Source organism: Sphingomonas sp. BAUL-RG-20F-R05-02, from assembly GCF_022662305.1.
Taxonomy (GTDB): domain Bacteria; phylum Pseudomonadota; class Alphaproteobacteria; order Sphingomonadales; family Sphingomonadaceae; genus Sphingomonas.
Genome location: NZ_JAKNQH010000006.1, coordinates 32,240 through 51,431, shown reverse-complemented (window position 1 = coordinate 51,431; position 19,192 = coordinate 32,240). Strand labels below are relative to the sequence as shown.

Here is a 19,192-nt window from a genome sequence, read left to right as displayed (position 1 = left end):
CCCGCTAAACCGTGGGAGACGCGCGGTGCGGCTGTATCCTAGCGATATGTCGTAGAACATATCCGGCGCAATCAAGGGGATGGGTGGCGATGCCGACGTGGGAAGTTCTCGACAGTCAGAATCATGCAGCCCTCCGAATTGGGTCGCCGCGCACGCAGGAACGGCTGTTCGTGCAGATCATCGCGGCGGAGTTCGAGGCGGCGGCGGCACGCTTTCCGATTCTGTTTTCGAAAAGAGCCGATACTGGCGATTTTTATGCGGGGGCGATGCTCGGGCTGCAACCTGGCAAGCCGCTGTTCGCCGATTCGCGGGAGGAAGAGGATGCCGGCCGCCTGTTCGATGTGACGCGGGAGGGCTTTTATGTCGCCGACGAATCGATCGTGATCGACCGTGAGCATCCCCGCTTCGGCGCCGCGGGCGGGGAGGCGCTGTTCGATGCGGAGGGTCAGCCGGAGGACGCACTGCGCCGGGTCCAGCGTGCGCTCGCACACCTCAGCACCGGGCTCGAACCGACCGACCGGTTCATACAACGTTGCCTCGCACTCAAGCTGATCGAGCCGATCGACTTGTCTTTCCGCTTTGACGACGGCGAGCGTCTTACGCTCGATGGGCTGTACACCATCAGCCGCGACGGTGTGTCCGCGCTCGACGATGCGACGGCACTTGATCTGTTCCGCCAAGGATATCTTCAATTGGCCTATACGATCATCAGTTCGATCCAGCATGTCGGGCGATTGGCGCGGCTGCACAACGATCGGTTGGCCACGGTCGCGTGATCGAGCACGTCGGCCCGGTCGCGTCAGAGACGTTCGCGGCGATCACCGAGGCCTGCGCGCCGGTAGTGCTGCGCGGTTTCGGTCGCGATTGGCCGGTCGTGCGGGCCGCCGCCCAGTCGCGATCGGCGCTGCTGGCGTATCTTGCCGGGTTCGACGCAGGCCACCCGGCCGAGGCGTTCGTCGGCGCCGCCGATATCGCCGGCCGCTATGACTATGCCGAGAACCTCGATGGGTTCAACTTCGCGCGGGAGACGATGCCGCTCGCTGGTGCTCTGGCGCGGATCGCGGCGGCGGCGGATGACGCGCAAGCGGGTTCGATCTATGTCGGTTCGCTGCCGGTCGAACGGTACCTGCCCGGTTTTGCAGAGGCGCATACGCTGTCGGTGTTGCCGGCGGGCGTCAACCCGCGCGCATGGATCGGTACCGCCTCGACGATCGCCTGCCATTACGACACGTTCGACAACATCGCCTGCGTGGTTGCGGGGCAGCGGCGTTTTACGCTGTATCCGCCCGATGCGATTGGCGACCTGTATGTCGGGCCGATCGACCTGACGATGGCGGGCCAGCCGACCAGCCTCGCTGCCGGTGCGCCGCTTGGCGACCCGCGTTACCCGCGGTACGCTGCCGCGCATGCGCGCGCTGTGACGGTGGAACTCGAACCGGGCGACGCGCTGTACTTGCCCAAATTATGGTGGCACCGGGTTGATGCGACTGCACCGTTCAACATGCTGCTCAATTACTGGTGGGACAGCGCTTCGGTCGGGCCCGACGCCCCTTATACGACGCTGCTGCTGGCGATGACCGCCATCGCCCACCGCCCGGAGCGGGAGCGGGCCGCCTGGCGGGCGTATTTCGACCATTATGTGTTTCGGCCGGATGGTCATCCGCTCGCGCATTTGCCGGAGGAGCGGCACGGCGCGCTCGGCCGCGGCCAGCTTGGCCGGATTCGCGCCGTGGTGATGAAGCTCTTGCGCGGCTGATCGCGCGCGGCGTACCTGCAACCGATAATGTGCCGGCGCGGTTGTTCAATGCCTTGCAACGACGCAGCCTCAGGCCGAAGTCGCTGTACTAATTCGCTGATCCTCATTGAGCGGTGCGCCGATCTGGCGCGCGCCCATGCCACTCTGTAAAGAAACGGACCTATGACCGACCTCGCCATTCTTTACGAACACCCGGCATGGTTCACGCCGTTGTTCGCGGCGCTGGACCGGCGTGGCGTATCTTACGCTGCGCTGATGCCGGATGGCCACTTCGATCCGGCGAATCGCATGGCGCCGGCACCGTTCGTTTTCAACCGCTTCGCCATGTCGAGCTTCCTTCGGGCAGGCGAGCATCCCATCTTCCATACGATGGCGCTGCTTGATCACTGGCGGCGGGCGGGTGCGCAGGTCATCAACGGCCCCGAGGTGCTGGCGATTGATGCCTCCAAGGCGCGGCAGTTGTCGCTGATCGCCAGCCTTGGCCTTGCCGTGCCGGCCACGCGGGTCGTCCACCGCGCCGCCGATGTCGTGGCTGCGGCGGCAACGCTCACGTTCCCGCTGGTGGTGAAGGCCAATATCGGCGGGGCAGGGGCGGGGATCATCCGCTACGATTCGATGGACGAATTGCGCGCTGCGGTTGCCGACATGACCCTGCCGAACAGTATCGACGGGGTGCTGCTGGTGCAGGATTACGTGCCGGCGCGGGATGGCAAGATCACGCGGATCGAGACGCTGGATCGCCGCTATCTGTACGCACTCGATATTACAGGCGCGGGGACGTTCGATCTGTGCCCGGCCGACGCCTGCCAGATTCCCGGCGCGCCGATCCCGATGGTTTCGACCGATCCCGCGCCCGAACTGAAGCAAGCCGCCGAAGCGATCGCGCGCGCCGTGGATCTCGACGTCGGCGGGGTCGAGGTGATGATCGACGATCGTGACGGCACGCCGCGGTTTTATGACATCAACGCCTTGTCCAATTTCGTCGCCAAGCCTCTCGACGTGCTCGGCTGGGAGCCGCATGACCGGCTGGTCGACTATCTGATCGCTCGGATCGAGGGGGCACGAGGCTGATGCGCTATGGTTTCTGGATGCCGGTGTTCGGCGGCTGGCTGCGCAACGTCGCCGACGAGCAGATGGAGGCGAGTTGGGACTACGCCAAGCGGCTGACCCAGCGCGCCGAACAGATCGGCTACGATTTAACGCTGATCGCGGAACTCAACCTCAACGACATCAAAGGCGTCGAGGCGCCGGCGCTGGACGCGTGGTCGACCGCCGCCGCACTGGCGGCGGTGACCGATACGATTGAGCTGATGGTCGCGGTGCGGCCGAATTTCCACCACCCCGCGCTGTTCGCCAAGGCGGCGGCCAATATCGACCGTATCTCCGGCGGGCGGCTCGCGCTCAACGTCGTGTCGTCTTGGTGGGCGGACGAGGCGAGGCAATATGGCTTGCAGTTCGACCAGCACGATGATCGCTACGCCCGCACCCAGGAATGGTTGACGGTGGTGGACGGGCTCTGGAGCGAGGAGCGGTTCAGTTTCTCCGGCCAGTTCTACCGGACCGAGGATGCGATCTGCGCGCCAAAACCCGCAAAGCGGCCGACCGTCTATGCCGGTGGCGAAAGCGACAAGGCCAAGGCGATGATCGCCGCGCAGTGCGATGCCTATGTGATGCACGGCGATCCCGTCGACGCGATTGCTCCGAAGATCGCCGACATGGCCGCACGGCGCGCGGCGGCCGGCGGCGCGCCGATGCAATACGGCATGGCCGCCTATGCGATCGTGCGCGACAGCGAGGCAGAGGCAAAGCGCGAGCTTGAGCGGATCACCGCGGTCAGCGATCTTCCGGCGGGCTACGCCAATTTCGACCAGTGGCTTTCCGGCACGCAGCTTGAGCGCACGTTGAAGATCCAGGAATATTCGGTGTCGAACAGGGGGCTGCGCCCCAATCTCGTCGGCACGCCCGAGCAGTTGCGCGAGCGGATCGAAGAATATGAGGCCGCTGGCCTCGACCTGCTGCTGCTCCAGATGAGCCCGCAGGATGAGGAGATGGAGCGGTTCGCCGCGCAGGTGATGGGGACGGCTTGATCCTCTGCGCCGCGTGTTAAGGTCGCGACGCTCAGGCGACCAACGCCAGCGCGAGCATCAACAGCCCGAGCCGGATCGACAGCGGAGGGCGAAGGCGCAACCCCGCACTGGGGCCAATGCGGTGCGGGATCGTCGTGCTAGTGGCCGAGACGAAGCAGAAGGATGCCCTGGCGCGGCACCGTGACGGTCAACGCCGCATGGCGGCCCGCGACGGTGATCGGCATGGTGGCTGGCTGCAACTCGGCTGCTTTTAATAGTGTCGCGCGCTCGGCATCGGTGGGGGCGAGCGGCGCGCCCATCGCCAGCCACGCCGCATAGGCGTTGGCGTGATCGCGATCGATCCGGTAAACTTCGACCGACCGCGTACCCGCCAGACCGGAGGGAAGACCGTTCAGCGTCAGGTGCGCAGCGGCGTCGGGACCGGGTAGATCATCGTCGTGATAATGCCAGAGCAGGACCGTCAGACTGTTCGCATCCAGCGCCGCCGTGCTGCCGATGTCCGGCGTACCGCGCACGCCCTCCTTCATGACGGTATCCAGCGATTTCTCCGCGTCGGAAGCGGCGGGGACCACGCGCCCGTGCATTTTCGCGAACAGCTTGAAGGCGTTCATCACCGGCAGGTCGATGCCACCCGACGTCAACTGACGGAAACCGGCGAAGGGCTGCTGATCCTCGAATTCGAACGCCCAGGTGATCGCACCTTCCAGGTTCACGCCGCGCCGCTCGGCAAGCATCATCAGCCGCGGGAATACCGCTGCTTCGTAGCTCGAATACATGGTGCCGTTGCGGTAGCCGTTGGCCGGCCCCTGGCAGGCGGCGCAGCCTTCGGGGTCGAACTCGCCGATTATGATGGGCTTGTTCTTGAAGGCGGGTTCGGCGGCGATCTGGACGAACTCGTGGTCAGCCGCGTTGAGCTGGTCGGCAATCCCCATGCGAACGTGTGATCCCGCACCGTCCTTGATGAAGCTGGGTTTCCCCTTGGCGTGGAAGGACAGGAAATCGGTTGGCGTGCCTGCGGCCTTCACGTGGTGGAGAAACGCGGTCATGTAGTCGTCGCCGGCACCGGCGATGTCTGGGCCGCCCACCCGCGCCTCCGGCAGTGCGCGCCGCACGCCGCGCACTGCGGCGTCATGCAGGCGGAAGAACTCGTCCTGCGTGCCGGCCCAGTAATATTGGGGCAGGTTAGCCTCGTTCCATGTCTCGAAGTACCAGCTCGCGACCTCCGCCCGACCGTAGCGGGCCACGCAATGCGTGACCCAGGCGGTAATCAGATTTTCCCACTTGCCGTAATCCTTGGGCGGATAGGCCCAGCCCGTGCGCAGTGCGCCACTGCCGGGGCGGAAATCATGCTGATAGGGTTCCGGGTGCGTCGACAGCGCCTCCGGCATGAAGCCGAGTTCGACATATGGCTTGACGTGCCGGGCACGGTACGTGTCGAAGATATGGTCGATGATTGTCCAGTTGTAGACCGGATGCCCCGCCGCATCTTCCGTATAGATGTTGGTCGAGCCCCATTTGAACGCGGCCGTGCCGTCGCCCGACGTAAACAGGTTGTGGGTGCGGAAGTAGACATGGTCCGGCATCAGTTGCCCGAGCGTGGCCAGGGTCGTGCGACCGTCCTTCATCGGCGCGTAGTTCGGCTCGTCGGCACCGAAGAAGCGCCAGATCGGGTTGACCGGTGCGCCGGGTTTGCTTGCATCCACGACGATATTGACGGGGATGGTACGATCCTGCGCAACGGCGGGCACTGCGCTGGCGACAAGCGCGATGGCTAGCAACGACTTCAGCATCCTGTTCTCCCGCTGGTTCCGGGACGCAGTATGATCCCGACCTCTCCCTGCTAGAGTCTCGTGTGTCATGCGATCCGCCAGTCGGCAACACGCCGCTACCATTTTGGTGAGGCGGCGACGTACCGATGCCGCCATGATCGCCGCGCGCTTCAGCCGGACGGTTTCGTCGCGGTCGCCGACCCTGCGAGGCGCCGCCACAGGTCGAGCTTGGCCGGCGGGAGTAGTGGCTCGGGAACGACCCGGCTGTCGATGTGAAGCGCCATCGGCGCGGTCACGGTTGACGCTGGCCAGATCGGCAGGCCGGGACCGTTCGGATCGCCACGGCGAATGAAGTTCAACCAGTAGCTGGAAACCAGCCGAGAAAGATCCTTGTCTTCGCGCGTGATCGGGCGTTCGGGGGCGGCCGGAAGCGTCCCGAACACGTACGGGATTTCGGAGGAATGAAACGCGCCCCACCGCGCCGTGTCGGCACCCGGTAATACGTGCGTGAACAGATACGTATAGACCGGCTGTTGTGCGGTGGCGGCGCGACGCAGCGCCCAGCTGTCGATCGCGCCCAAGTTCTGGTCACGCCGGATCTGCTTGTTCGCCGCGGCACGCTGTTCGGGCGTGGCGGCGGGGTACAAGACTGCCGCCTGATCGGCAGAGGCGCCGAAAGCGGACGCCAGCAGCGCCTGGAGCTTACCCGCGTCCGTCGACCCGTAATCCTGGCCCAGCGCGCTGCCCTCATCGCTGTTGAAGCCGACCAGCATCGGCACGTCGCTGACCGCTCGCCAGGCGCCGGCCGGCAGTAGGCGACCATCCGCGACGGGTACAAAGCGAACCGCATTGGCGCCGTGGCTCGGTTGCAGCGCTTCGGCCGGCAGCGCGCGCAGTGCCGCGATGGAGCTTGCGCCTTTCTCCCGCGCGAATGCAGTGCCTTGCGCCTCGGCGTCAGCGAGGGGCGTGAGCGTGCGCGGCAGGCCACTTTCCCCGATCGCACGTTGAAACAAACCCTTGGCCATCGGCGCGGAGACGAGTTCCTGTACCGCCATCGCCCCGGCGGACTGGCCGGCGATGGTGACAGCCGCTGGATCGCCGCCGAACGCGGCGATGTTCGCCTTCACCCAGCGAAGCGCCGCGACTATGTCCAGCAACCCGAAATTGGCCGGCGGAGCAGCCCCCGCCTCCCGTGTCAGGTCGGGATGCGCGAGAAAGCCGAACACGCCGACGCGGTAGTTGATCGTCACCACCACGGCACCGCGTGCGGCGAGCGCCGCACCGTCGTAGATCGGTATCGCGCCGGAACCTGAGTTGAAGCCGCCGCCGTGGATCCAGACCAGGACCGGCCGTGGCCGCGCCTTCTTCAGCGGCGCCCAGATGTTGAGGAACAGGCAATCCTCGCTGATGTCGCCCGGCACGACATATTCATGCGTCCAGGGGCCGAAGCCCTGCGGCGAAACCGCCTGCCAGCAGCTGTGGCCGAACCGGGTCGCGGATCGCACACCGGCCCAGCGTGGCGCCGGCATCGGCGGCCGCCAGCGCAACGGCCCAACAGGGGCCGCCGCGTAGGGGATGCCGCGAAATACGGCGATCGTCTTCTCCTGTGTGCCTGCCACCACGCCCGAGTGTGTCGGCACGCGGGGTGGGGCGGCTTGCACCGGCGTGGCGGCGGCTGCGGCGAGTAACGCTGCCATCCGCCGTATCGTGACCGACCGCATCCTGTCTCCCCAACGCACTGCCGACGCCTGATCGAAGGAAAGCATACATGTCCTGGCTTTGCCAGTGGCGGTTCCCGGTCACGGCGACGCGACTTTGGCCTCATCAAGGATCGCCAGTCGGCTACACTGCCGGGGCGGCCGGCGTTCACGTTGGATTACGCCGCAAGCAACCCTGAAAAAATGCCGACAGCACATTTTCAGCGACGTGCGATTGCCTGCTTATCGCACATACGTGCTACACGCGGCTTGGACGGCGCTCGCCCACTTGCGCGCCGCCGTCTGGTTTTGAAAATGCTGAGGCGACCGTGCACGAAAACAGTGTTTCATCGCCCCGGTCGCAAGGCCATCTCGCCATCATCACTGCGCCGCTGGCAGGTCACCTCAACCCGGCGCAGGTATTGGCCGGAGCGTTGATCGATCGGGGCTGGCGTGTGTCGGTGGTGCACGTCGATGAAGCGCGGCGGTTCATTACCCATCCCGCGGTTCACTTCTCTGGACTGCCGCGCGGAGCGGCGCCGGCTCTCGAACCGTATCTCGCAACGCTTGTCGAGCCGAGCGGGCCGATCCGCCTCACGCGCATGATCCGCGCGACGGCGGCGATGACCGACCGGCTGCTGACGGAGGCACCGGCAGTGCTGGAGCGGATCGGCGCGACGGCCGTCCTCGCGGATGCGGTGGAGCCCGCTGGCCCATTGATCGCGCGCAAGCTTGATCTTCCTTTTGCCGTCGCGGTCACCGGCCTGCCGCTGCTGCGCGAAGCCGATGTGCCGCCACCCTTCCTCGGCTGGCGCTACCGCGCCGACGCGGTGGGTCGATTTCGCAACCGCTCCGGCTATGCCGTCACGGATTGGCTGATGCGGCCGGTCACGCGCGTGCTGAATGCGCGCCGGCGGGATTGGGGCCTTACGCCCGAAGGCAAGCTGCCATGCATCCAGATCGCCCAGTGTCCGCAAGGGCTTGATTACCCGCGTCGCGATGTGCCGCCCGGCTTCTTCTACGGCTCGCCTTGGCGCGCCGAAGAAACGGATGATTTTCATGCGCCGAACGATCCGCGTCCGCTGGTCTTCTGTTCGCTGGGCACGTTGCAGGGGTCGCGGCGCGCGTTGTTCGCGACCATGGCGGAGGCGTGCGCGCGTGTCGGGGCCAGGGCGGTGATCGGCCACGGCGGCGGGCTGTCGGTGGCAGAGGAAGCCGGTTTGCCGGGCGATCCGCTGGTACGCGCCTTCTGGCCGCAGGCTGCGGTGCTGCGCCGCTGCTCGGCCGCGATCCTGCACGGCGGCTTTAATTCCGTGCTGGATGCACTGGCGGCGGGCGTGCCGATCGTGGCGTTGCCGATCGGCTTCGAGCAGCCCGGTACCGCCGCACGGCTCGTTCGGATCGGCGCGGCACGGATGCTGTCGCCGCGCCGGTTGAGCGTGCGTACGCTTGCGGATGCCTTGCAGGATGTGATGGTTCGGCCAAGTTACCGGGCGGCCGCGCGGTCGATCGCGGCAGAGATCGCGGGCGGGGGCGGCGCGGATCGCGCGGCTGCCGCAATCACCGCCGCGCTGGCGTCTCCTGCCTGAGTGCCGGCAGCCGCCACCAGGGTGTGGCCGGGCTGAGGTGATGTTCGTGATGATACGCGCCGAAGTGGAAACAGGTCATCAGCGACAGGATCGGCCGCAACGTACTGCTGCGCGCGTTGTGCGCATCGACAAAGGGCTGTTCGTCGTGGCGGTGCGGCAGGTAGGTGCCGAACACAAACAGTTGCGCCAGGGCGAGCAGCGCCGGAATCGCCCAGAAAACCACGATGTTGAGCAGCGAAGCGCCCAACAGCATATAGGCGATCGCCGCCACGGTGATCCGCAGGATTTGGCCATGCGTATAGTAGTTGCGAAAGAACGACACGAACCACGGCAGCGCCCGTTTCGGCGCGGCGGCATGGAAATCGGGATCACTCGCCGTGCCGGGAGCGGCATGATGCGCGTGGTGCTTGGGCCTCAGCGCCGCGTAGGATAGACCCGCATAGGCACCCAGGCACAGTGTTCCGACAACCCGGGTCAAGCGTGGCCGGCCCGGTGCTAGCGATCCGTGCATGCAATCATGGGCGATGATGAACAGACCGGTGCTGAGCCACGCCTGCACGACGATAACGGGCAGGGCGAGTGGCGCCGTAACGATGCTCCACCGCCAGAAGAAAATAGCGCCGATGTGCACCGCCAGCCACGCCGCCATGATCGTGGCGGCCAGTACGATCCCGCGCTGGGCTTCGTGCTGGTGGCGAGACGTCGTGCTCATCGGTTCGTTCGTTCACTCAACTGCCGTTTCAGACGGGCCGGGTCGGGCGCGAATAGGAAGCCGAAGCTGACCGCGCCCTCTTTGCCTCTCGCCGCATGATGCAGGCGATGCGCCTGATGCAGCCGCTTGAAATAGCCACGCCGGGGCACCCAACGCATGCCAAACCGCTGGTGCACCAGCATGTCATGCACGAACGCGTAGATCGCCCCGTAGACGGTAATACCAAGCGCGGCCCACCAAACCGGCTCCCACCACGTACCGGCGGCAAACAGCGCGATAACGATGGCGGCGAACGTCACCGCATAAAGGTCATTTCGCTCAACGGTGTTGTCGTGGGGCTCATGGTGGGAGCGATGCCAGCCCCAGCCCCAGCCATGCATGACATATTTGTGCGTCGCCCAGGCGAAGCACTCCATGAACAACACCATGCCGACGACGATCAGCAGCTTCTCATACCAAGTCATGGATCACTCCGACACCGTCCTTGCTGCCGATACGGCGTCGCTTGGCGGTGCGCGGCACGGGTGTAGCACAAAGCTTTGGCTGGAGCATCCCTTCAGGGGGATGGGTTGGAAGCCGCGTCGCAACGACAAGCCCACCGATCGCGAGCGCCAGGCCGGCCAGTACGTCAACGGCATAATGCCCGCCGAACAACGGGGTGGCCACAATCGTCAGCCCGGCCCAGAGCGTCGCGGGCGCGCGGATCCGGGAGAAGGGGCGCAGTCCCCAGACCAGAATAACCGGCAGGGTCGCATGATAACTGGGGAAACTGACGATCCCCGTCATATGGGACAGATCGACCTGCCGCAGCGTGCCGTCGCGTAACCGAAGGACGAGATCGCGGTCCACCCACGCCACCGACGGCCACAACGCCTTGTAATGGTGTGGGTCGAACAGGTTGCCGAGCGCCGGCATGACGCCGGATATGAGGACCGTCGCCGTACCCGACAGGATGGCCGCGGCCACCATAGTGCGCAGCCGTTGCAATTGGCCGGCACCTGCCAGCAGCACGATGCTCACCACCATTTGCAAGACCAGACTGTGATAGGCGATCCCGCCGAGCATCAGGAGCGCAGCCGGCATCCGGTCGGCGGCAGCGAAGACGGTCGGCCATACCAGCCCAAGACGGGCATCCGCCGCCGAGAACTCGGCATCCCACAACGGACCCGCCCGCGCGGCCAGAAGGTAGGTGAGCACCACACCCAATATCGTGAAAAGGGTCATCTGCAGGAATGCCAAGGCTCCCGCCGTCAGCCGTGCGTTGCCGCTACGTCGTCCGATCACAAGCCCCGCCGCCAGCACTGCCAGACCAATGCCCGGCAAGACCGCTCGCCCCAACAACACGCCGAAGCCCTGCGCATGGCCGAGCAGGACGCAGATCGTGGCGATGCCGCAAATCAGCGTCCAAGTCATTGCGTCGGGAGAAAACTTCGGGGGTATGTGACGCATGATCGTTCAACGCGACGCCGCGCCGCCGGTTTCGCAGCGCTGCCGCCGAAGTGCCGAATTACATCACGCCCTCGGAATAGCCGCTCACCCCGACGTTGGCGCGACCACTCTGATGGTCGCCTGGGTGGGATCGACCGGGTCCATGATGAAGGCACCGGCATCACGTTGGGCGACCAGCCAGGCGACATGCTGCGCGGAGATACGCTGGCCGGGAACAAGGCGCGGTACGCCCGGCGGGGCAGGGGCCAAAATCTCCGCTGCGATCCGGCCGGCGGCATCTTCGTAGCACACCATCTCCGCTGCACCGTTCAAGGCGGCGGGACCGGGCATTGCCATGTCTACCGAGAGCGTCGCCACGTTCGGCACGGGGGTCGTTCGTGGGAGTATCGACGGATCGGTCGAGAGTTGTTTCACCAGATCGGTAAGACCATGAACCAGCTTTCGCAGATCCGACTGCGTGGTGCCCAGCGAGATGACGGCGAGGATGTGGCTCGCGTCCGACAATCCCATGCTGATGCGGTGATGGCTGTAGAGCCAGTCGTCGACGGCATAACCGGACACGCCCAGCGCCGACACGTCAACCAGAACCTTGGTCATGTCGAGATCGTTGTCGGCCGGAACGTCTTCGCGGCTGAACACGCGTAACGGCGCGATCTTGGCGATTTGCGTCCGCAGCTTTTCCGCGCGCGACAGGACTTTACGCCACATCTGCTCGCCACCAAGCGCATGGTCCCGCCGGGTCGCGTCGAGCGTCGCGAGGATCGGGACCGAGGGGCTGGTCGTCTCGAACAACTCATAGGCCATCCACAGCCGTTGACGATCGATCAGGTTGCCTTTGGCGACGATCACCGATCCTTGCGCCAGCGCACCCATGGTCTTGTGTGCGCTGTAGACGGCCGCGTCGGCACCTTTGGTCAGCGGATCGTCCGGCAACCCTTCGCAAAACGCGAACGCACCGCCCCACGCCGCATCGACGATGAGCGGGATGCCATGGTCGTGACAGATGTCCGCCAGTGCCGCGACGTCGCTGGTCACGCCGTAATAGGTCGGGCTTACGAGCAGGAAAGCCTTGGCGGACGGGTTCTGCGCCAATGCCGCGCGAAGCAGGTCGGGAGTCACGCCATGTTCGATGTCCCACGCCGCGTCGATCTGAACGGGCACGATGACCGCATCGAGACCACTTGCCAGCGCATAGGTCCGCTCGGCCTTGTGCGCGTTGGCCGCGATCAGGATGGTGTCACCCGAAGCGGCGACCGCCGCCATGACCGTGTGGAGGCTCTGCGTCGATCCGCCGGTTACGAACCGGCAGAAATCCGCATTCCATGCCTCGGCGGCAAGTTCATGCGCGCGTTGCAGCGCGAGCGCACCTTCCGTGCGATCGTCCAGCCCCTTCGGTGTCAGCACGTCGGCCTGAAACACGCGCTTGCCGAGCAGCGCGCGCATCCCCGACGGTATTGCAGCTCCCTGATTGTGGCCTGGCGCGCCAAAGCCGACCAATGGCTTGTTTTCGATCTGTTTCAAGGCCTCTGCCAGAGGCGCGCTTTTCTGATCCATGCAAATCCTGCCTGTCGTCGGAGCCTGCTCAACGCACGAAACGACAAATCCGCCAATCAGCAGCATCGCCAAAGCGATGTACGATCATCAATCTGCGCGGCAACGACCAGATCGTATCGGCCGCGCGACCGTGGCGTTTCCGCCATTCAACGTTTCGAAGGACTGGTCTCGTACCCGCATGACGACGTCAACGACGTTGGTGATTGTAGCGACACCACGCCCAAACACTCTGCTAAACCATATCGCTCAAGCCGCCTCGGCCAAGCCTGCGTTCTGGCTTTTCGTGGCAATTATCAGAGCCAGTTCGTCACGATCAACTGGCCGGCTGATCAAGTAACCTTGGATCATGTCGCACCCTGCCGCGACGGAGAAGTCGAATTGCCCCTCTGTCTCGACCCCTTCAACAGTCGTCGACATGTTAAGACACTTGGCCATAGTGATGATGGCCCGCACAATGGCAGAGCTCTCCGCGTCCTGCGGCACCTGGCGCACAAACGATTGATCGATCTTGATCTTGTCGAAGCGAAATTTGCGTAAATAGCTGAGCGACGAGTAGCCAGTGCCGAAATCGTCTAGTGAAACCCTGACGCCGAGCGCCCTGAGTTGGTTCAGCGTATCAAGCGTCCCGGTTTCATCGGTCAGCAGAACGCCCTCGGTCACTTCCAGCTCGAGGCGCTCTGGAGCTAATTCGGTGGCCTGGAGCGTTTCCACGATACTGGGAACCAGCGACCGATCGCGAAAATGTGCCGGCGACAGATTGACCGCTACGCTCATATATTTCGGCCATGTCGCCGCCTCGGCGCACGCCGTCCTAACCACCCATTCGCCGAGCGGGACGATCAGGCCCGTTTCTTCGGCGATGCCGATGAAGTCTATCGGTGATACTCTCCCGCGCTCCGGGTGATTCCAGCGCACGAGTGCCTCGGCAGAGGTGATGCCCCGTGTCTTCGCGTCCAGCAAAGGTTGATAGTGAAGCTCTAATTGTCCTCCAGCAAGGGCGAGCCGCAATCCGGTCTCGATCGCGCGACGCTCCCGCATCTGTTCATCGAGCGAGACATCGTAGCGGCGGAACGCCCCCCTTCCGCTTGCTTTCGCCGCATATAGGGCGAGGTCCGCGTTGCGCATCAACGCCGTGGGGTCGTCGCCATCTGCCGGCGCGATCGCCATGCCGACGCTTGCCCCCAGGTAGATCGACTGCCCTTCGAGCATGAATGGTCGTGCCGCGATAACGTCAACAACGCGCGTTGCTAACGCAGTGACCGAGGCGACATGACCGGGGGACATCTGCAAAATTGCAAATTCGTCACCACCGAGGCGGGCAATCACATCGTCGTCCCGAACCGTGGATTTCAGCCGATCCGCGACCATGGCGAGAACAAGGTCTCCCGCCGCGTGACCCAGCGTATCGTTGACGATCTTGAAGCGATCCAGATCGAGCATCAATACCGCACACGGCAGATCACGATTGCGGCGCGATGTTGTTTGTGAAGCTAACAGGTCAAAGAAGCGAGCCCGGTTGGCGAGGCCGGTGAGCGAGTCCGTGAAGGCGAGCAGCCGCATCTTCGCTTCTGTTTTTAGCCGTTCGCGCTGATCTCTGACGGCGATTACGGTTTGCAGTTTATGCCCCAGAGCCACCTCGCGGCGCAGAACACGCACGGGAACATTCTTTCCTGTAGCGCTGATGAGATCAATCTCGCGCTCCTCGCGTTCCGGCATGCTGGACACGTCCAGACCGGGCAGCAGAGCGCTGACGCAGCAGCCGGACAAGGAGCCGGGTTCGTGCCCTGACAGGAATTCAATGCTATCGTTCGCGGTGACGATCACGTCATCCTGGCAAATCAGCAATCCTTCAAGCGCAACGTCGGCCAGCTCGCGAAGGCGCCTGCGGTCGTGTCGCAAGCTAGCCTTTGCCGCGAGATCGAAGCGCCACCCGAAGACGGCCAATACAATAAGAGCAAGGGAGACACCCGCAACGACCGGCGTGATCGCGCGCGGAGAAACGGCGTTGTCCGGGAAATTGACGGCTGGATCGAAATGAAGCGTCATGGCGGCCATGCCGCAGAAGTGAAGTACCGCTATCGACAGCAGCAGCAACGGCGCAGCGGTGGACCGTATGCGCCGGTCCCGGCTGCCCACCGCGATCATCGCGACCCCCGACACGGGGAGACTGAGAACGACCGAAGGCAGTACCAGACCCAAGTTCCACGCTACCGTGCCTTGCACGAGGTACGCCGCCTGACCGACGTAGTGCAGCGTTGCCACGCCGACGCCGACGATCAGCCCTGCTACGAAATGCTGCCAACGTCGCCGGGCGCGGATCGAGATCGACACGCCGGCACCAATCCCGACGATTGCGCATGTCAGCGAAAGCGCGGTCAGTGCTGGTTCGAACGCCGCCGGCATGCCGGGTTTGAACGCGAGCAGGACGATGAAGTGGGTGGCCCAGGCGGTGCTGCCGCTGGCGACGATGCTGATCAAGCCCCAGCGGGTTCGAACGGAACCGGAAGCCCGGGCAGCGTGATGACCGATCTCGAACGAGGCGTAGATGCCGATCGCACAGACCAGGCTTGCAACGATCATCAGGCGAGCATCGTGCATGTCTCGCATGCACTGGATGACGGAGAACAAAGCAGCAGCCATGTCACCGTGATAAAGACAGAATCTTAATAATTTCGTGGGGCGACGATCAGCTTGGCAGACTTCTCGCCTTCCACTGAAAATCGGCCATCTGGATCAATAAGCGGCGATAACCGCACAGGTTTGCCTGCGGCCTTACGTCCGGTATGTGACCAATTTGCGCAGCCCGGCGTAGACGCGGCGAGGCTCAACACCACTCACTCACCGCGATCGCAGCCCGTCGGTCGGTCAAAACGTGTTCAATCGCCTTGAGGTCTCGATCTATACCTATATGATTCAATGTGATGAACACGACGCTTGAAGCCCCCGAACTCGGTTCCGACATTTCCGAATGCGACCGGGAACCCATCCACATCCCGGGCAGCATCCAGCCACACGGCTTGCTATTGTTGGCAAGTGGGGGTGACTTGCGGATCGTAGGCGGGGCCGGTGACCTCGAGGAACATTTCGGCACGCGCTGGCAGGAGGAAACCCTCGCGTCGCTGCTCGGGAAGTCGATCGTTGAAACCCTGCTCAAGTGCGATCGCGCCACTTGCTCCCTGGGCCGTATCGCAGACACGCGGTGGGAAGCGGCCGGCCGGCGGGCGGGCGACTTATGGCTCATCGAGCTAGAGGAAAGCGAGCAGCAGACGGCGACGGATGTGCTCACTTGGATCGACGACGCGGGATTAAGCTTTGAACGTGCTGGCGGACTGCTCGAACTTTGCGAGCGCGCTGCCGAGAGCTTTCGGAGCCTGACCGGCTTCGACCGCGTGATGATCTACCGGTTTCTTGACGACGATTCGGGCGTCGTCGTCGCCGAGGATCTGGCTGAAGGTCTTCACAGCTTTCGCAACCACCATTTTCCTGCCTCGGACATTCCGCCGCAGGCTCGCGCCCTTTACCTGCGTAATCGTGTGCGGGTGATCCCAGACGTGGCGTACCAGCCTCAGCCCATCCGCCCGGCGGCGCAAAGCGGCGTCGACTTGAGCGACGTCGAATTGCGTAGCGTCTCGCCTATTCACATCCAGTATCTGAAGAACATGGGGGTGGCGGCTTCTGCATCGATCTCCATCGTCAAGGACGGCGTGTTGTGGGGGCTGGTCGCCTGTCACAATTTGACGCCCCGGCATCTCAGCGCGGCAACACGGCGTGCAGCGTCGCTGATCGCGGCCGGGCTCGCGCGTCAGATAAACGCCAAGGAGCAAGCGGAGGAGTATCGCGAACGACTTCGGGTGCGTGCTGACGAGGACGCGATTGCGGCACGTGTCTCGACCGAAGTCGATCCTGAGGAATTGTTCAAGACCGCATCGGGCGATCTGCGACGGATGTTCGAAGCCGACGCTTTTGCCGTCCTTCACGGCGGTGCACTTCATCAGGATGGGATCTGCCCCGATCCCGACGACATCCGTGAGGTCGCGGCATGGGTTCGCACGCAGGGGCCTGCGCCGTTTCATAGCAACATGCTCGGTCAGGACTTTGCGCCCGCTGCCGAATATCGCGAGCGCGCAAGCGGTCTTCTGGCGATCACGCTTTCATCCATGGTGCCGACTGTCCTGCTGTGGTTTCGCGCTGAGGAACGCGAGTTGGTCGAGTGGGCTGGTAACCCGCACAAGGCGGTGACTCTGCAGCCCGGCGAGAAGCTCACGCCAAGAGCCTCGTTCGAGGCATGGACGGAAGAGGTGCGGGGGCGCGCGCGACCATGGTCTCACGCCGAGACCGAGGCCGCTCGCCGGTTGTTGGCGCGTCTTTATGAGGCCCGGCAGAACCGCCGCGTCCGTGATCTCGCCGAAGATCTAAACGTCGCCGTTGCTGACAAGGATCGGCTGATCGCGCAGCAAGGCACGTTGTTGAAGGAAGTAAACCATCGCGTTCAAAACAGCCTTCAGCTCGTCATGGCGTTCCTGTCGCTCCAGGCCCGGTCGAGCGATGATCCGGCGGTGAGCGGAAACCTCAGCGAAGCGCAGCGGCGTCTTTCCGCGGTCGCGCTCGTACATCGCCGGCTCTACGCCGATGATAATGTTCAGGCGGTCGATCTCTCGCGCTACTTGGCCGATCTGGTCGCAGACCTCAAAACGTCGATGGGCACTGAGTGGGCCGACCTGCTCACGCTCGATCTCGCGCCCATCGTCATCACTGCCGACGATGCCGTCCAAGTCGGGTTGATCGTGGTCGAACTGGTCATCAACGCTCAGAAATACGCCTATGCTGGCAGTCCCGGCCCGATCTTCATCGGGTTGGAGCGCCATCGTGCACGCTTCCGCCTCGTTGTGGCCGACAAGGGAAGAGGCAAGACGGGTACGCGTAAGGGGTTCGGTACGAGAATGCTGGACGCGATGGTCAAACGGCTCAACGGCAACCTTGAGGATGGCGACAACGGCCCAGGCGTCCGTTCGGTCTTGACCGCCCCGATCACGATGCCGCGCTCTACAGCGGACGAGTTGAACCGGCAAAGCACCGGGATATGACCGACATGAACAAGTGACCGACGTGGGGAAGACGGGAAATGTGCGCGAACCGGCAAGAATGGATCAGCGCGTCTTTGCGTTGAATGCCAAAGACCCGCTTCTCTAAAAGCTAACCTGCGGATTGGCGGTTCTCCCGTTGTCCAATGCTTGCACCACCACCTGCATGGATCTTGAGTGCAGGGCACGATAGTCTTCAAATCTGTGCGAACCGCTTGGCCAGAATGGGCAAGGCTGCGGCGAGCCTGTCGATTTGCTCGGGGCTGGTGAACAGCGCCGGGGTGACGCGCACGCAGGCACCAGCCTGAACGCCAGTGCGATGGACCGTAAAAATGCCGAACTCGTCCAACAATGTCTTTGCCACCGCGATATTGTCGGCGGGTGTGACGCGCCCCCGTATGCGGAACGAGGTGATGCCACCGTGCAGGCGCGGATCACTGGGCGTGAGGACCTGCAATGCGTCCAGCGTGCGTAGCGGTTCAGCCCAGCGATCGCGCAGGTAGCGCAGCCGCGCCGCGCGCTGCGGCGTCCCGATCGCCTCCTGAAAATCAAGCGCCCGTGGCACGGTCAGCATTGCTGCGAAATCGCTGGTGCCGGTATGGATGCGCGCGGCCACGCTGTCCGAGGCACTCCCCTCATTGGCGGGATCAGGGTCGATGTCGTGCACGCGGGATTTGCGCAGATACATGACGCCAACGCCGAGCGGCGCACCCCACCATTTGTGCAAGTTGAAGCCGGCGAAATCGACACCGAGATCGGCGAAGTTGAAATCGAGCTGCCCCCAGCTGTGCGCTGCATCAACGATCGCGTCGATCCCGCGTGCGCGCGCCATCGCGACGATCTCGCGCACAGGCACGACCAAGCCGGTGCGGTGGCTGAGATGGGTGAGCAGTACCAGCCGGATCTTCGGATTAGCGGCGAACGCTTGCGCATAGGCGTCGATCACACCCTGATAGGTCGCCGGTTCGGGCAGCGCGATCCGCACCACCTGCGCGCCGCGTCGTGCCTTCAGGCCGTCAAAGCACCCCAGCATGCTGTCGTAATCGAGATCGGCGGTCAGCACCGCATCGCCGGGGCGGAGCTTGTTGTAGCCGTCGATCAACCCCTGCAAAGCCTCCGTAGCGTTGCGGGTGAGCACGATCTCGTCCGCACCGACGCCGAGGGCCGCGGCGACACGCTGCCGCACCGCGTGGTAATCGGTGAAGAAGCCGCGTCGCGTGTAGAAGCTGTTCTCACGGTTGACCCGTTCGACCGCGCGTTCATAGGTGGCGAGCACGGGCTTGGCCATGATGCCCCAATTGCCGTTCTCTAGCTGAATCACCTCGCGCGTGACGTCGTATTGCGCGGCGATCTTGGCCCAATACGCCTCGTCGTCCGGCTCGGCGGCCTTTGAGCCTTGCGACATCGTCGCGCCGAGCCGGCTGGCGGCAGGCGTGACGCCAGCCGCCATGATCCCCGCCGCCTTCATCATCGTCCTGCGACTGATCGTCGACATGCC

The 19,192-nt window shown here is 64.1% G+C and carries 14 protein-coding genes; 6 read left to right on the top strand and 8 right to left on the bottom strand.

Going from position 1 to position 19,192, the window contains the following annotated elements; all coding sequences use genetic code 11:
• The first annotated feature begins 89 nt into the window (after positions 1–89).
• The 4 genes from L8F97_RS14230 (at position 90) to L8F97_RS14215 (ending at position 3,843) form a co-directional block, all read left to right on the top strand.
• The gene (locus L8F97_RS14230) at positions 90–776 is read left to right on the top strand and encodes a SapC family protein (protein WP_242151386.1); all 687 of its coding nucleotides are present in this window, start codon (positions 90–92) and stop codon (positions 774–776) included.
• Positions 773–1,756: a cupin-like domain-containing protein gene (locus tag L8F97_RS14225; protein WP_409929047.1), complete on the top strand. Its 984-nt coding sequence runs from the start codon at positions 773–775 to the stop codon at positions 1,754–1,756. The genes L8F97_RS14230 and L8F97_RS14225 overlap by 4 nt, the downstream gene beginning before the upstream one ends.
• Positions 1,757–1,918: 162 nt before the next feature.
• A complete protein-coding gene (locus L8F97_RS14220) occupies positions 1,919–2,827 on the top strand; it encodes a RimK family alpha-L-glutamate ligase (RefSeq protein ID WP_242151383.1) in 909 nt (302 codons plus the stop codon).
• Positions 2,827–3,843 (top strand): LLM class flavin-dependent oxidoreductase, encoded by a 1,017-nt coding sequence (locus L8F97_RS14215; protein ID WP_242151380.1) that lies wholly within the window; start codon positions 2,827–2,829, stop codon positions 3,841–3,843. Before L8F97_RS14220 ends, L8F97_RS14215 begins: the two co-directional genes overlap by 1 nt.
• 137 nt (positions 3,844–3,980) lie before the next feature.
• On the opposite strand, the gene L8F97_RS14210 is transcribed toward L8F97_RS14215, so the two are convergent.
• Complete coding sequence (locus tag L8F97_RS14210) at positions 3,981–5,633, bottom strand: GH39 family glycosyl hydrolase (protein ID WP_242151378.1); 1,653 nt, start codon at positions 5,631–5,633, stop codon at positions 3,981–3,983.
• 149 nt (positions 5,634–5,782) lie between these two features.
• Entirely contained in the window at positions 5,783–7,309 is a 1,527-nt protein-coding gene (locus tag L8F97_RS14205; protein ID WP_242151375.1) for a carboxylesterase/lipase family protein, read from the bottom strand.
• Positions 7,310–7,638: 329 nt separating this feature from the next.
• On the opposite strand from L8F97_RS14205, the gene L8F97_RS14200 reads away from it, so the two are divergent.
• On the top strand, positions 7,639–8,898 hold the full coding sequence (locus L8F97_RS14200; protein ID WP_242151371.1) for a glycosyltransferase: 1,260 nt from the start codon (positions 7,639–7,641) through the stop codon (positions 8,896–8,898).
• On the opposite strand, the gene L8F97_RS14195 is transcribed toward L8F97_RS14200, so the two are convergent.
• The 5 genes from L8F97_RS14195 to L8F97_RS14175 form a co-directional block, all read right to left on the bottom strand.
• Positions 8,870–9,610: a fatty acid desaturase gene (locus L8F97_RS14195; RefSeq protein WP_242151368.1), complete on the bottom strand. Its 741-nt coding sequence runs from the start codon at positions 9,608–9,610 to the stop codon at positions 8,870–8,872. The two genes, L8F97_RS14200 and L8F97_RS14195, sit on opposite strands and share 29 nt — an antisense overlap.
• Complete coding sequence (locus L8F97_RS14190; protein ID WP_242151365.1) at positions 9,607–10,074, bottom strand: sterol desaturase family protein; 468 nt, start codon at positions 10,072–10,074, stop codon at positions 9,607–9,609. The genes L8F97_RS14195 and L8F97_RS14190 overlap by 4 nt, the downstream gene beginning before the upstream one ends.
• Entirely contained in the window at positions 10,061–11,023 is a 963-nt protein-coding gene (locus L8F97_RS14185) for a phosphatase PAP2 family protein (RefSeq protein WP_242151357.1), read from the bottom strand. Before L8F97_RS14185 ends, L8F97_RS14190 begins: the two co-directional genes overlap by 14 nt.
• A 120-nt stretch (positions 11,024–11,143) precedes the next feature.
• Positions 11,144–12,613 carry an aminotransferase class I/II-fold pyridoxal phosphate-dependent enzyme gene (locus tag L8F97_RS14180; protein ID WP_277924984.1) on the bottom strand — a complete coding sequence of 490 codons (1,470 nt, stop codon included), beginning with the start codon at positions 12,611–12,613 and terminating at the stop codon, positions 11,144–11,146.
• 246 nt (positions 12,614–12,859) lie between these two features.
• Positions 12,860–15,253 carry an EAL domain-containing protein gene (locus L8F97_RS14175; protein WP_242151349.1) on the bottom strand — a complete coding sequence of 798 codons (2,394 nt, stop codon included), beginning with the start codon at positions 15,251–15,253 and terminating at the stop codon, positions 12,860–12,862.
• A 281-nt stretch (positions 15,254–15,534) separates the two neighbouring features.
• Here L8F97_RS14175 and L8F97_RS14170 point away from each other — a divergent pair, with 281 nt between their 5' ends.
• Positions 15,535–17,697: a histidine kinase dimerization/phosphoacceptor domain -containing protein gene (locus L8F97_RS14170; RefSeq protein WP_242151346.1), complete on the top strand. Its 2,163-nt coding sequence runs from the start codon at positions 15,535–15,537 to the stop codon at positions 17,695–17,697.
• 193 nt (positions 17,698–17,890) lie between these two features.
• Here L8F97_RS14170 and L8F97_RS14165 read toward each other — a convergent pair whose 3' ends face one another.
• Positions 17,891–19,189, bottom strand: coding sequence for an aminotransferase class V-fold PLP-dependent enzyme (locus L8F97_RS14165; RefSeq protein ID WP_242151343.1), 1,299 nt, complete (start codon positions 19,187–19,189; stop codon positions 17,891–17,893).
• Between the last annotated feature and the right edge of the window lie 3 nt (positions 19,190–19,192).

Bases quoted from the DNA above. Each gene is read 5' to 3' on its own strand.
- L8F97_RS14230 (WP_242151386.1), top strand. From the start codon at position 90: ATGCCGACGTGGGAAGTTCTCGACAGTCAGAATCATGCAGCCCTCCGA.
- L8F97_RS14220 (WP_242151383.1), top strand. From the start codon at position 1,919: ATGACCGACCTCGCCATTCTTTACGAACACCCGGCATGGTTCACGCCG.
- L8F97_RS14215 (WP_242151380.1), top strand. From the start codon at position 2,827: ATGCGCTATGGTTTCTGGATGCCGGTGTTCGGCGGCTGGCTGCGCAAC.
- L8F97_RS14210 (WP_242151378.1), bottom strand. From the start codon at position 5,633: ATGCTGAAGTCGTTGCTAGCCATCGCGCTTGTCGCCAGCGCAGTGCCC.
- L8F97_RS14205 (WP_242151375.1), bottom strand. From the start codon at position 7,309: ATGGCAGCGTTACTCGCCGCAGCCGCCGCCACGCCGGTGCAAGCCGCC.
- L8F97_RS14195 (WP_242151368.1), bottom strand. From the start codon at position 9,610: ATGAGCACGACGTCTCGCCACCAGCACGAAGCCCAGCGCGGGATCGTA.
- L8F97_RS14190 (WP_242151365.1), bottom strand. From the start codon at position 10,074: ATGACTTGGTATGAGAAGCTGCTGATCGTCGTCGGCATGGTGTTGTTC.
- L8F97_RS14185 (WP_242151357.1), bottom strand. From the start codon at position 11,023: ATGACTTGGACGCTGATTTGCGGCATCGCCACGATCTGCGTCCTGCTC.
- L8F97_RS14180 (WP_277924984.1), bottom strand. From the start codon at position 12,613: ATGGATCAGAAAAGCGCGCCTCTGGCAGAGGCCTTGAAACAGATCGAA.
- L8F97_RS14175 (WP_242151349.1), bottom strand. From the start codon at position 15,253: ATGGCTGCTGCTTTGTTCTCCGTCATCCAGTGCATGCGAGACATGCAC.
- L8F97_RS14170 (WP_242151346.1), top strand. From the start codon at position 15,535: ATGAACACGACGCTTGAAGCCCCCGAACTCGGTTCCGACATTTCCGAA.
- L8F97_RS14165 (WP_242151343.1), bottom strand. From the start codon at position 19,189: ATGTCGACGATCAGTCGCAGGACGATGATGAAGGCGGCGGGGATCATG.